This window comes from Bradyrhizobium sp. Ash2021, from assembly GCF_031202265.1.
Classification (GTDB): domain Bacteria; phylum Pseudomonadota; class Alphaproteobacteria; order Rhizobiales; family Xanthobacteraceae; genus Bradyrhizobium.
In genome coordinates this window covers 4005454-4019069 of record NZ_CP100604.1, presented here as the reverse complement: position 1 = coordinate 4019069, position 13616 = coordinate 4005454, and the positions used below count along the sequence as shown (strand labels likewise).

The 13616-nt window shown below is 63.8% G+C and carries 12 protein-coding genes; 3 read left to right on the top strand and 9 right to left on the bottom strand.

From position 1 onward, the window contains the following. Positions 1-19: 19 nt before the first annotated feature. The 3 genes from tkt to NL528_RS18980 are packed head-to-tail and all read right to left on the bottom strand — an operon-like array spanning position 20 to position 3978. Positions 20-2053: a transketolase gene (gene tkt / locus NL528_RS18990; protein WP_309184209.1), complete on the bottom strand. Its 2034-nt coding sequence runs from the start codon at positions 2051-2053 to the stop codon at positions 20-22. Further along, positions 2050-2925, bottom strand: coding sequence for a phosphoribulokinase (locus NL528_RS18985; protein ID WP_309184208.1), 876 nt, complete (start codon positions 2923-2925; stop codon positions 2050-2052). Before NL528_RS18985 ends, tkt begins: the two co-directional genes overlap by 4 nt. A gap of 15 nt (positions 2926-2940) precedes the next feature. Then, a complete protein-coding gene (locus NL528_RS18980; protein ID WP_309184207.1) occupies positions 2941-3978 on the bottom strand; it encodes a class 1 fructose-bisphosphatase in 1038 nt (345 codons plus the stop codon). Positions 3979-4129: 151 nt separating this feature from the next. Here NL528_RS18980 and NL528_RS18975 point away from each other — a divergent pair, with 151 nt between their 5' ends. Both NL528_RS18975 and hemC read left to right on the top strand, forming a co-directional pair. Further along, a complete protein-coding gene (locus NL528_RS18975) occupies positions 4130-5101 on the top strand; it encodes a LysR family transcriptional regulator (RefSeq protein WP_309184206.1) in 972 nt (323 codons plus the stop codon). 99 nt (positions 5102-5200) lie between these two features. Then, on the top strand, positions 5201-6175 hold the full coding sequence (gene hemC / locus NL528_RS18970; protein ID WP_375144062.1) for a hydroxymethylbilane synthase: 975 nt from the start codon (positions 5201-5203) through the stop codon (positions 6173-6175). 9 nt (positions 6176-6184) lie between these two features. Here hemC and hemE read toward each other — a convergent pair whose 3' ends face one another. The 6 genes from hemE to NL528_RS18940 form a co-directional block, all read right to left on the bottom strand. Continuing rightward, positions 6185-7231, bottom strand: a complete 1047-nt coding sequence (hemE, locus tag NL528_RS18965; protein WP_309184205.1) for a uroporphyrinogen decarboxylase — start codon at positions 7229-7231, stop codon at positions 6185-6187. A 133-nt stretch (positions 7232-7364) separates the two neighbouring features. Then, complete coding sequence (locus NL528_RS18960) at positions 7365-8192, bottom strand: SDR family NAD(P)-dependent oxidoreductase (protein ID WP_309184204.1); 828 nt, start codon at positions 8190-8192, stop codon at positions 7365-7367. A gap of 9 nt (positions 8193-8201) precedes the next feature. Then, positions 8202-8837, bottom strand: a complete 636-nt coding sequence (locus NL528_RS18955) for an RraA family protein (RefSeq protein ID WP_375144061.1) — start codon at positions 8835-8837, stop codon at positions 8202-8204. Positions 8838-9065: 228 nt separating this feature from the next. Beyond that, on the bottom strand, positions 9066-9956 hold the full coding sequence (gene pssA / locus NL528_RS18950) for a CDP-diacylglycerol--serine O-phosphatidyltransferase (RefSeq protein WP_309184969.1): 891 nt from the start codon (positions 9954-9956) through the stop codon (positions 9066-9068). A gap of 81 nt (positions 9957-10037) precedes the next feature. Continuing rightward, complete coding sequence (locus tag NL528_RS18945; RefSeq protein WP_309184202.1) at positions 10038-10736, bottom strand: phosphatidylserine decarboxylase; 699 nt, start codon at positions 10734-10736, stop codon at positions 10038-10040. Between the two features lie 56 nt (positions 10737-10792). After that, positions 10793-12793, bottom strand: a complete 2001-nt coding sequence (locus NL528_RS18940; protein ID WP_309184201.1) for an ABC transporter ATP-binding protein/permease — start codon at positions 12791-12793, stop codon at positions 10793-10795. A 212-nt stretch (positions 12794-13005) separates the two neighbouring features. Here NL528_RS18940 and NL528_RS18935 point away from each other — a divergent pair, with 212 nt between their 5' ends. Next, the gene (locus NL528_RS18935) at positions 13006-13611 is read left to right on the top strand and encodes a TIGR00730 family Rossman fold protein (RefSeq protein WP_309184200.1); all 606 of its coding nucleotides are present in this window, start codon (positions 13006-13008) and stop codon (positions 13609-13611) included. Positions 13612-13616: the final 5 nt, after the last annotated feature.

Genomic DNA, 13616 nt, shown 5'->3' with positions numbered 1-13616 from the left:
ATTTCCTGCCGGTGTATGATCAAGCCGCCGCCATCTTTGATCGCGCGATGCAGCGCAGCGCCGCTTTTGCGACCGCATCCGCGGTAATGCCGAATTCGCGATAGAGCACCTCCGCCGGCGCGGATGCACCGAAACCGGTCATGCCGACAAACTCGCCGCTATCGCCGAGCCAGCGTGCCCAGTCGCCCTCTACTGCGGCTTCGATACCGATCCTCGGCACGTCTCCGAGGACTTCCGCGCGGTATTCGCGCGGTTGTTCGCGAAACAGATCGAAGCAGGGCGCAGAAATGACGGCGGCGCGGATGCTGACGCTCTTCAGCAGTTCCGCCGCGTGCAGCGCGATCGACACTTCCGAGCCCGTTGCGATCAGGGTGACATCGCGGCCGCCTTCGGGTTCGACGACCACATAGGCGCCGAGCGCGACCCGGTTGGCGTCGCCGCCGGCTTCCCTAAACGTCGGCAACCCCTGCCGCGACAGGCACAGCACCGACGGGCTCGTCTGTGACCGCAACGCGCAATCCCAGGCCTCTGCGGTTTCGACGGCGTCGGCGGGCCGAAACACCAGCAGATTGGGAATGGCCCGCAACGATGCCAGATGCTCGACCGGCTGATGGGTCGGACCGTCTTCGCCCAATCCGATCGAATCGTGCGTCATCACATGGATGACGCGTATTCCCATCAGCGCCGCCAGCCTGATCGCGGGACGGCTGTAGTCGGCGAAGGTGAGAAACGTGCCGCCATAGGGGATGAATCCGCCATGCAGCGCGATGCCGTTCATCGCCGCCGCCATGGCGTGCTCACGAACGCCATAGTGAATGTAGCTCCCCTCAAACTGACCGGGCCGCACCGGCTGCTGGGTCTTGGCCCGCGTCAAATTGGAGTGGGTCAGATCGGCGGAGCCGCCGAGAAAATTCGGCAGGGCTTCGGCGATGGCGTCAATCACAAGCTGCGACGCTTGCCGGCTTGCAATATTTGGCCGCTCTGTCGCGAAGCAATCGCGAATCTGCGCAATCGCCCGGGTATAGCCGCACGGCAGATTTCGATTGAGCGCATCATGAAACGGCGAGCGTGGGCTAACGTTGAGACGCCTGGTCCGCTCGATCCAGCTCCGCCGAGCGGCATGGCCGCGCGCGCCGATCCCGCGCCATTGCCCAAGCACAGATTCCGGAATCTCGAATGGCCCGTGCGGCCAGTCCAGCGCGGCGCGGGTCCTGGCGATCTCCTCGGTGCCGAGCGGCGCGCCATGGGCTTTTTCGGTGCCCTGGCGGTTCGGCGCACCGAAGCCGATCACCGTGCGGCAGGCGATCAGCGACGGGCGATCGCTGTTGCGGGCGCGTTCTATTGCCGCTGCGATCGCCTCCGGATCGTGGCCGTCGACGCGGCTGGCCAACCAGCCCGAGGCCTTGAACCGTGCAAGCTGGTCGTCCGAACAGGACAGCGCGGTCGCGCCGTCGATCGAGATTTCATTGTCGTCGAACAATACGATCAGCCGGCCGAGCCCGAGATGCCCGGCGAGCGAGATCGCCTCGTGGCTGAGGCCCTCCATCAGACAGCCGTCACCGGCGATCACGTAGGTATAGTGATCGACGAAATCGTCACCGAAGCGTGCATTCATCAAGCGCTCGGCCAGCGCCATCCCGACCGCGGTGGCGATGCCCTGCCCCAACGGCCCCGTGGTGGTTTCGACGCCCGGCGTGTGCCCGTATTCCGGATGGCCCGGGGTCTTCGATCCCCACTGCCGAAAGGCCCGCAATTGGTCCGATGTCACGCCCTCGTGACCCGTCAGGTGCAGCAGCGCATACAACAGCATCGAGCCGTGACCGGCCGACAGCACAAATCGGTCGCGGTCTGGCCACGCCGGATCGGCGGGATCGAATTTGAGGAAGCGCGAAAACAACACGGTGGCGACGTCGGCCATGCCCATCGGCATGCCCGGATGACCCGACTTGGCCTTTTCGACGGCGTCGATCGCTAGAAAGCGGATCGCGTTGGCCATTTCCGCGTGCGTGGCATCGGGACGGCTTTCTATGCTGGCGAGAGCTGGAGCAGTCATACCGTGCGCCTCTTTCGTTCCATCAGTTGCAGGATCAGCGGGGTGAGAATGAGTTGCATCGCCAGATCGAGCTTCGACCCGTGAATCACGATCGAGTTGGCGCGCGACATGAAGCTGTTCGGGATCATCGACAGCAGATAGGGAAAATCGATCCCGCGCGGATTTTTCAGCCGGATTACCACCATCGATTCGTCCGGCGTCGGTATCCAGCGCGCGATGAACGGGTTCGAAGTATCGACCGTCGGCACGCGCTGGAAGTTGATGTCGGTCTCGGCGAATTGCGGACAGATGTAGTTCACGTAGTCCGGCATCCGCCGCAGGATGGTGTCGGTCACCGCCTCCTGGGTGTAGCCGCGGTCGCTGCGGTCGCGGTGCAGCTTCTGGATCCACTCCAGATTGATGACGGGCACGACACCGATCTTGAGATCGGCATGCTGCGCGATATTGACCTTGTCGGTCACCACGGCGCCATGCAGCCCTTCGTAAAACAACAGATCCGACTTTTCCGGCAGCGTGCCCCATTCGGTGAAGGTGCCGGGCTCCGCACCATACAGCTTGGCTTCCTCGTCATCGTGGACGTAATGCCGCGTCATGCCGGTGCCCGACTCGCCGTAGTCGCGGAAGACTTTCTCCAGCTCCTCGAACAGATTGGTTTCCGGGCTGAAATGGCTGAAGTGCTTGTTGCCGCACTCGGCCTGCTCCGCCATCTTGGTGCGCATCTCAAAGCGGTTGTAGCGATGGAAGGCGTCACCTTCGATGTAGGCGGCCGCGACCTTTTCGCGACGAAAAATGTTCTCAAACGTCTTCTTCACCGACGTCGTGCCGGCGCCCGATGAACCCGTGATCGATATGATGGGATAGCTGCGCGACATCTGATGGATCCGGCTTCAGAGAAACAGGCCGCGCCGCGCGAACAGCGGCGCGTCGCTATGGTCGAACATCGGTTCAATGCCCTCGTGAATGACGGCGACGTCGCGAACGCCGCGCACCGATCCCATGATCAGCGGTACCCGCTGGTGCGGCGTTTTCGCCGCCAGCTCGAGAATGCGCCGGCGGCCGGTGGTCGCAGCCCCTCCCGCCCATTCCATCACCAGCGCCATCGGATGCGCTTCGTACAGCAGCCGCAATCGCCCCTCGCGATAGCCGGGACGCGCGTCCGCCGGATAAAGGAACACGCCGCCGCGTACCAGGATGCGTAGCGACTCGGCCACCAGCGAGCCGATCCAGCGCATGTTAAAGTCCGCGCCGCCGGCCCCGTTGCTGCCGGCAAGGCATTCGTCGATATAGGCGCGGACCGGTCCGTGCCAGTGGCGGTGGTTCGACGCGTTGATTGCGAATTCGGGCGTATTGGGCGCAATCTTCACGCCCTGCGCGATCAGCAGGAACTCGCGGGCCAGCCGGTCGAGAATGAAGATATCGACGCTGCCGTTGATCGCCAGAACCAGTATGGTTTGAGGGCCGTACACCACGAACCCCGCGGCGCACTGCGCCGTGCCGGGCTCGAAGAAGGTGGAGAGCACGTCGTTGCCGCGCGGACGGATCGAGAAAATCGTTCCGATCGAGATATTGTTTTCAAGATTGGCCGATCCATCGAGCGGGTCGATCGCGACGCAAAGCGGCGCCCCGGCATCGAGCATTTCTGGCAGTTCCGATTCCTCGGACAGAATGGCGGCGACCGGCGCTATGCGCAGTGCCCGGCGCATCATCTCGTCGGCGGCGACGTCGATATCTTTCTGCAGATCGCCGTCAGGATTTATCCCGCTGTGCCGCCCGGTGATGCCGGCCAGCGGCCCGTCGGCGATGAGGACGGCAAGACGGATGGAAGCGGCGGCGACCGCCTCGATCACGGCGGCGACCGCAGGCGCGTTCGGCGCGTCCTGCACCGCTCGGTCGAGATGCGAACGCAAGGTTACGCGCTCGTCCATGGCCGTTCCCCTGTCACCGCCCTCTGCGGGGCCATTTGCGAAGCGCCATGCCGGTCGGCAGCGCGCCTGGTAACAACACCCCAGTTTGCAAAATTAGTGAAATTTTCTTATCTTTGGCGAAAGCAAAGTTTTTCTTATAGAGGTGACGCCGATGGCCAGCCGGTTTCTGCGGGAATTGACCATTCGCCAGCTCCGCGCGCTGGCCGCTGTCCACAGGGATCGCTCGGTGACCGCGGCAGCCAAACAGCTTCATCTCACACAGCCGGCCGTCACTCTGCAGATTCGCAATCTGCAGGCGCTCGCGGGACTGCCGCTGATCCAGCGCACTCCCGACGGCATGCTGTTGAGCGATGCCGGGCGCGAAGTGCTCGCGCTTTCCGAGCGGATCGAGGCAGCGATCGCCGATTGCGAAACCACGCTGGAGATGATGGCGGGAAAAACCGCGGGCCGCATTTCGATCGGCGCCGTCAGCACGGCGAAATATTTTGTACCGTTCATGATCTCAGGCTTTTCGAAGCTGCATCCCAACATCGACGTCACGCTGTCGATCGGAAACCGGCAGGAGATCGGCACCGCGCTACACGGCTATGATCTCGACTTCGTCATCATGGGCCGCCCCCCGGCCGACATCGACATGGACGTTCACCTGATCGGCGATCACCCCCATGTCATCATCGCGCCGACGGCGCATCGCCTGGCGCGAAAGCCCCGCATCGCGCCGAGCGAGCTCGCCGGCGAAACCTTCCTGACCCGCGAGCCCGGATCGGGAACACGCGGCCTGATGGAGCAATTGTTCGAAACATCCGGCATCCGTCCAAAGATCGGCCTCGTGATGAGCAGCAACGAGACCATCAAGCAGGCCGTGATCGCAGGTCTTGGAATAGCGTTCATCTCGGCGCATACGGTGGCCACCGAACTCGACGAACGGCGGCTGGTGACGCTCGACGTCGACGGCCTTCCCATCGTCCGGCAATGGTTCGCGCTTTCCCGCAAGGACAAGGTCCTGCTGCCGCCGGCCCGCGCGATGCTGGAATTTCTGAGCGCGCGCGGTGCGCAGTTTTTGCCGCGAACCCATGGCCGGATCAGGCTCACCCGCACCACCGCACGCGGCAAGCGCCGGTGAGGCTCCGTTTGCATTCCGCGGCTGGCTGGTCTTAATCTCCGCGCGCGCCGCGATCCCTTTTCGCGGTTGCCGAATGGAGCGTCGGTGGTGGCAGTTACAATGCGGATAGGCACGCGCAAGAGCACGATGGCGCTCGCCCAGACCGAGGAAATCGCGCGGCGCCTGTCGATCGCCGCACCCGAGCTGAACGTCGAAATCGTCAAGTTCGAGACCACAGGCGATACCGACCAGACCAGCAAGCTGCTGGTCCATGGCGGCAAGGGCGGCGCGTTCGTCGCTGAAATCCGCGCCGCCGTCGTATCGGGCCGGCTTCACGCCGCCATGCATTCGCTGAAAGACATGCCCGGCAATGAGGATACGCCGGGGCTGGTGATCGGCGCGACGCTGGCGCGCGATCCGCCGACCGACGCGCTGGTGCTGCGGCCGGGCGTTACGATCGAGGATATCAGGCGTTCGCGCGGCAGGGGTTTCAAGATCGGGACCAACGCGGTGCGGCGCGCGGCCTATGCGCGACGGCTGTTTCCGGAGATCGAGGTGATTCATTTTCGCGGCGCGGCCGACACGCGCGTCCGCAAGCTCGACGGCCGGGAAATGCAGCGCCTGCCCGGTGGCGGCGAGGTCGGACCCGCCGACGCGCTGATCATGGCGCGGGCCGGCCTGGAGCGCCTCGGTTTCGCGGACCGCATCGCCTGCGAACTATCGCCCAGGGAAATGTTGCCTGCGGTGGGACAGGGTATCGTTGCCGTCGAGTGCGCGGTACAGGACTGGCAGACCCGGCGTTATCTTGCGCTGATCGACGATCCGGCCGCGCATCTGAGCTGCGACGCCGAGCGCGAGGTGTTGTGGGTGCTCAATGGCCACTGCAATTCGCCGATCGCAGGCTATTCCACCATCGAAGGCGCGGAGATGACGCTCACTGCCTCGGTGCTGGACGACGCCCGGGACGGGAAATTCATCGAGGTCACGCGCTCCGGTCCCGCCAACCGCCCGCGCGAACTCGGCCGCGCGGTCGGGCTCGAACTGCTGCATAAGGGTGCGGCCGATATCATCGCGCGCACGCGGCCCGAAGCGTGAGATGACGGATCAACCCCGGTACGCGCGCACCCGCTTCACCATCTGCTCGACATGCGCGATCGGGGTTTCCGGCTGGATGCCGTGGCCGAGGTTGAAGATCAGCCGGCCGGCGGCGTAGTTCGACAGCACGTCATCGACCGCGCGATCGAGCGGTTCGCCGCCGGCGATCAGGACCAGCGGATCGAGATTGCCTTGCACCGCGACGCGGCTCTGCACCTTGTTGCGGATCAATGACGGTTCGGCGGCCCAGTCGATGCTGACCGCATCGACTTTGGTTGCCTCGACATAGGACGGCAGCAGCGCGCCGGCGCCGCGCGGAAAACCGATGATCTTCGCATCGGGCACTTTTTTGCGCACGCCCTCGACGATCCGTTTGGTCGGCTCGACCGACCAGCGCTGGAATTCGCGCGGTGGCAGCACCCCGGCCCAGGTGTCGAAGATCTGCAGCACGTCGGCGCCGGCCTTGAGCTGTCCGAGCAGATACAGGATCGAATTCTCGACGATGGCGTCGATGATTTTCGCAAACGCTTCGGGGTGGCGATAGGCCATCATCCGCGCCGGCGCCTGGTCCGGCGTGCCCTGTCCGGCCACCATGTAGGTCGCCACCGTCCACGGCGCGCCGCAAAATCCGATCAGCGCGATCTTCGGGTCGAGCTCGCGCCGCACCCGGCGCAACGCTTCGAACACCGGTTCAAGCTTGCTGAAGTCGCCCGCCGATGACAGCGCGCCGACCTTGTCAGGCGTATCCAGCGGATCGAGCCGCGGACCTTCGCCAACCTCGAACCGGACATCGCGCCCGAGCGCATAGGGAATGACGAGAATATCCGAAAAAATGATCGCAGCGTCGAAGGCGAAACGGCGGATCGGTTGCAGCGTCACCTCGACGGCGAATTCGGGCGTGAAGCACAGGTCGAGAAAGCCGCCGGCCTTGGCGCGGACTTCGCGGTATTCCGGCAGATAGCGGCCGGCCTGCCGCATCATCCACAGCGGCGGAACCGGCTGGCGGCGGCCGGAAAGCACCTCGACAAAGGGTTTTGTGGTCGGAGACTGGGTCAAGCGGTGCTTCCGGGGTTGATCGACAGGCTGTTTGTCCGTTCCGATACACTGCCGATGCGGTCTTGGCCACGGCGAGATGCGGTCCGGCTGGAAAAAGGCAGGCCGGAGATGGGCGAAACCCGGCGCGTTCGCGTCAGGCCCCAGGCGCGCCGGTCAGCTCGAGGCTGAGCGCCCGCAGACGCCTGCGCGCGGTCGCATCATAGGCCTGCGGGTTGGCCTTCGCCTCGTTCATGCCGTTGAAGAACAGGCCGCTCTTGCTCTCGACGTCATCGCCGGTCACCAGATGCAGGATCGCATCGCCTCCCTGCTCGACCGTCGACATCGGCGTGATGCCGCCGGCGCGCACCATCGTGGTGTTCATGTAGGTCGCGGGGTGCAGCGAATTCGCGGTCACGCCCGATCCCTTCAGTTCCTCGGCGAGATCGATGGTGAACATGATCTGCGACAGCTTGCTCTGCGCGTAGGCGCGGCTGCCGCTGTAGTTCTTGGTGATCATCACATCGTCGAAATCGATCGGGTGCTGGCCGAGCGAGGCGACATTGACGATCCGTGACGGCGCGCTCGCCGTCAACAGCGGCAGCAACAGACGCGCCAGCAGGAAGCCGGAGAGATAATTCACCGCAAAGCGCAGTTCGTATCCATCCTTGCTGGTCTGCCGCGCGGGCCCTTCGTTCTGCGATCCGATCCCCGCATTGCTGACGAACACGTCGAGCCGCCTGTGATCGGCCAGCACCGCATCCGCCAGCATTCGCGCTTCCGCCAGCGACGACAGATCGGCCTGATAGAAGGTTGGCTCAAAGCCCCCTGCCCGCTTGATCTCATCGGACAGGGTTTGGGCCCGCGTCTTGTCGCGGCCGTGGATCAGCACCTTCGCGCCGGCGACGGCAAGTTTCGCCGCGACATAGCGACCGACGCCGTCGGTCGAACCCGTGATCAATACGGTCTTGCCGTCCATTTTCATGGTGAGGCGTCAGTGAATCTCGGCCGACTTCTTCAGCGCCGCTTTCAGCTTCTCGAGCGAAAAATCCTTGGCTCGGGCGATCTCCAGGATCGGCGTCTCGCGGCGGCCGCAGAGTTCGGCGGCTTCGGGAATTTTTGCGGCGATGTCGACCGGGATCACGATCGCGCCATGCTGGTCGGCATGGATCAGATCGTCGGAGCGCACCGTCATCCCGGCGACGCGCACTTCGCCGCCAAAATTCTCGGCATGGACCCAGGCGTGCGACGGACCGATCGATCCGGCGAGCGCTTGGAAGCCCGGCGCCCATTGCGGGATGTCGCGAATCGAGCCGTCGGTGATGACGCCGAGGCAGCCGAGCGCCTTGTGCACGTTGCTCTGCACCTCGCCCCAGAATGCGCCGTAGCCGACATCGGCGCCGTCGATATCCTGGATCACGGTGATGCGCGGGCCGAAGCCGGTGCCGACATATTCGTAATATTCGATGCGGCGCTTGGCCTGCTCGTCGGCCGGAAGGCCGGACTTGAGCACCGAACGGATCGTCACGGTGCGGGCATAGCCGACCATCGGCGGTAGATCCGGAAACGGGCATACCAGCGGCTTCGTCGTGTAGCCGATCAGGCGGCGCTCCGGCGCCACGATTTCCATCGCATTGCAGATCGTCGGCGTGTCGTAGCGCGCCAAGGCTTCGAGGACGGACGCAGGTAGTGGAGCGGAAGTGTGCTTGTTCACGGCGTTTCTCCTGATGTTGCACCGGCCATTTTGAAAGCCGTGGTTCATCAAGCCCTATAGCCGAGATTGGGGTCGAACCCAACTCGGCGATAGCTCATGGCAGATATCTCGGCGGATATTTCGGATGGAAGCCGTGCAAGCCGCTCAGTTCAGCCGGGCCGGCCGTTCTTCCTGCTTGGCATCGGTCGCGGGCGGCGCGAAAGCGGCCGGCGCCGGGCTCGGTGGTGCTGCGGCATCTGCGGGCGCAGCCGCCTGCGCGGCCGCGGCGTTGCGCTCGTGGTCGCGATAATTCTTCCATCCCAGCGGCAGGCTCATCAGATAAAGCACCGAGCCGAACGACAGGATGTGCCAGGGATAGCCGATCAGCAGCGCGACGAAGAACACCACCGAGACGAAAACCGGCAGCACCATCTCGGGCGGCACGCGCATGCGCACCGTCTTGCCGGAAAACACCGGCAGGCGCGACACCATCAGGAAGCCGATCAAAAGCGTATAGAGAGCGGTCAGCGTGGCCGGCGGCTTCGGTGTGCCCAAAAACGCCAGATAGACCGGCAGCAGCACGGTAATCGCACCTGCCGGCGCCGGTACGCCGGTGAAGAAATTCGCGGCGAACGGCGGCTTGTTCGGATCGTCGATGGAGGCGTTGAAACGGGCGAGCCTCAAGCCCCCCGAGATCGCAAACACCATCGCCGCGATCCAGCCGCCATTGTTCAGTTCATGCAACTGCCAGAAATACAGGATCAGGCCGGGTGCCACGCCGAAATTGACGAAGTCGGCGAGGCTGTCGAGTTCGGCGCCGAATTTGGACTGGCCCTTGATCATGCGCGCGACACGGCCGTCCAGGCCATCGAGCACGGCGGCGAATACGATGGCGCCCACCGCGAGCTCCATCCGCCCTTCGGTCGACAGCCGGATCGCCGTCAGCCCGGCGCAGATCGCCAGCAACGTGATGAAGTTCGGCACCAGCATCCGCACCGGGATCGGACGAAACCGGCGGCGGCGTATTTCCGGAGATTGGGGGTCTGATGGCAACATGGCTGGGTAATATATAGCAGGCGCCACGCCCCTCCGCCATCGCGGTGGGGAACCGACTGATTGCTCGCGCTAAATAGTTAATTAATCCGCCCGGTAGGTTCGCGCGGCGTCGGCGGACCTGAAATCGGCCAAAATGGTCTCGCCTGCGACCGCGGTCTGGCCCTCGGAAACCAGCGATTTAGTGCCCTCTGGCAAATAGACGTCCAGGCGCGATCCAAACCGGATCAGGCCGAACCGCTCACCGGCACCGATCGACTGCCCCTCGCGCACGAATGAGACGATTCGCCGCGCCACCAGGCCCGCGATCTGGACCACCCCGATGCGCCCGTTCGCCGTCGAGATCACCAGCGAGTTGCGCTCATTGTCTTCGCTCGCCTTGTCGAGTTCAGCGTTAATGAAAGTGCCCGGCCGGTACGCGATGCGGTCGATCCGGCCCGCCACCGGACTGCGGTTCACGTGGCAATTGAACACGCTCATGAACACCGAAATCCGCGTCAACGGCTTGTCGCCCAGACCGAGTTCAGCCGGCGGCAACACCTGCGCGATCATCGAGACCCGTCCGTCGGCCGGCGACACCACGATGCCCTCGCGTACCGGCGTCACGCGCACCGGATCGCGGAAGAACAGCGCGCACCAGACCGTCAGGACCGTTCCGATCCAGCCCAGCGGCGTCCAGAGCAGGAACAGGACCAGACTTGCAAGCGCAAAGCCGCCGATGAAGGGATAGCCCTCGGGATGGATCGGCGGGATTTGCGCGCGGATGGAATTGGCGATGGACATGGGGGCTCGCTGTCATCTTTCCCACTCCCATGGTGGGAGATGGAGCTTCGTTTCGGCTATTCTGCGGCGGTCGCCAAGGAATCTTTGCCCGGACCGCTGACCGGATCTTTGCCTGGATCCTGAACGGGATCCTCGACCGGCGGCGGTACGCGGTTCGGCGCCTCGTGCTCGTCGTCGATCTGCGCGAGTTTTTCCCGCGCCTCCTCAGCCTCGCGCTGCCGGTTCCACGTACTGGCATAAAGTCCGCCGGAAGCCAAAAGCTGCGCATGGGTTCCGCGTTCGGCGATGCGGCCCTGATCCAGCACGATGATTTCATCGGCGCCGACGATGGTCGAGAGCCGATGCGCGATCACCAGCGACGTGCGATTGCGCGAGACCCGCTCGAGCGACTCCTGGATTTCGTGTTCGGTGTGGCTGTCGAGCGCCGAGGTCGCCTCATCGAGCACCAGGATCGGCGGCGCCTTGAGCACGGTGCGCGCGATCGCCACGCGCTGCTTCTCGCCGCCGGACAATTTCAGCCCGCGCTCGCCGACCTGGGTTTCGTACCCCTTTGGCGACATCTTGATGAAGGTGTCGATCTGCGCCAGCTGCGCCGCCTTTTCCACCTCGGCATCGCTGGCGTCCCAGCGGCCGTAGCGGATGTTGTAACGGATGGTGTCGTTGAACAGCACGGTATCCTGCGGCACCATGCCGATCGAGGCGCGCAACGAGGCCTGCGTGACATTCCTGATATCCTGGCCGTCGATCAGGATCTTGCCGCTGGAGACGTCATAGAGCCGGAACAGCAGCCGGGAAATCGTCGATTTGCCGGCGCCGGACGGACCGACGATCGCGACCGTCTTGCCGGCGGGCACCTCGAAGCTGAGGCCTTTCAGGATCGGACGTTCGGGATCGTAGGCAAACCGCACATCGTCGAAACGCACATTGCCGGTGCTTACGACCAACGGCGTCGCGCCGGGAATATCCCTGATCTCGGGATTGCGCGACAGCACGTTGAACATCTTCTCGATGTCGATCACCGCCTGCTTGATCTCGCGATACACCATGCCCATGAAGTTCAACGGCTGGTACAACTGGATCATCATGGCATTGACCAGCACGAAATCGCCGACCGTTTTGCTGCCGTCACGGACGCCGAGCGCGCACATCAGCATGATCGCGGTCAAACCGGCCGTGAAGATGACCGCCTGTCCGGTATTGAGAACCGCCAGCGAGGTATAGGTCTTCACGCTGTTGTGCTCGTAGCGCTCCATCGAGCGATCATAGCGTTCGGCTTCGCGCTGCTCGGCGCTGAAATACTTCACCGTCTCGTAGTTCAACAGCGAGTCGATCGCCTTGGTATTCGCTTCGGTGTCGGAATCGTTCATCTTGCGGCGGATTTCGATCCGCCATTCGGTCGCGAGATAGGTATAGTACATGTAGACCACGACCGTGATCGCGGTGACGAGCACGTAGCGCCAGTCGAACTGCCAGAGCAGCACGCCCATCAGCAGCGACACCTCGACGATGGTCGGGATCAGCTGCAGGATCACCATCCGCACGATCACTTCGATGCCGGTGCGGCCACGCTCCAGCACGCGAGTCAACCCGCCGGTCTTGCGCTCCAGATGGAAGCGCAGCGACAGCTCGTGCATGTGAACGAAGGTGATGTAGGCGAGCTTTCGCACCGCATGCATGGCGACGCGGGCAAAGATGCCGTCGCGCCATTGCGTCAGCACCGCCATCAATACCCGCACCGCACCGTAGCTTGCGGTCATCAGCAGCGGCGAAGCGATCAGCCACATCGTCCAGTTCGATGACTGCACCGGCGCGCTCGGCGTGCCGTTGAGCGCGTCGATTGCCCATTTGAAGGTGAACGGCACCGACAGCGTCGCGAGCTTCGCGATCAGCAGCAGCACCATCGACCAGACCACGCGCATCTTCAGATCGACGCGGTCGCCTGGCCAGATGTAGGGCCACAGATGCACCAGCGTCCCGGTCAGGGTCGCCTTTTCGGGTGGCGTAATGGCGGCGGATGGCCCGTCGCCGGCGCGCGGGTGCGAATCGGTATGGGCCATTAGCGGGGCGCCTCAGGCAGGGCGGCGCGCCGGCTCGCTGACACGTGATTTCCAGTGATCTGCATTCTGCCCGTCATATAGAGCGTTTAGACGCCGGGTACAGCCTCGGGGAGCAATTCTTTCGCATTTTGCAGGCATTTGCGGCCTGATTCGGCTCCGACAGGGGATACACCGGACTTGACGCATTTTACGTTGCAGTGCCACATAACCACATGAGTCAAATCAAAACCGTCTGTGTCTATTGCGGCTCCGGCCCTGGCACCAACCCCCGCTTTGTCGAAGCCGCCATCGCCCTGGGCAAGGTCTTCGCCGAAAACGATATCCGCCTCGTCTATGGCGGCGGCTCGATCGGCCTGATGGGCGCGGTCGCCAAATCCACCCTGGACCATGGCGGCTCCGTCACCGGGATCATTCCGGATTTTCTGAGAGCCCGGGAAAACGCGCTGACGCGCGTGCAGGAGATGATCGTCACGCCCGATATGCATGAACGCAAGCGGCTGATGTTCGAACGCTCCGACGCGTTCATCGCCCTCCCCGGCGGCATCGGCACGCTGGAGGAACTGGTCGAGCAATTGACCTGGCAGCAGCTCGGCCGTCACAACAAACCGATCCTGCTCGCCAACATCGATAATTTCTGGGAGCCCCTGCTCTCGCTGCTCGCCCATATGCGCATGACCGAGTTCATCCGCGCGACGCTGCCGCTCGATGTTCTCACGGCCGACCGGGTCGAGGATATCCTGCCGCGCTTGCGCACCGCCGCCGCTCGCGCACCGAAAGGCAGCGAGGAAATGGTGCCGGAAGTGGCGCGACGGCTTTAGGGATT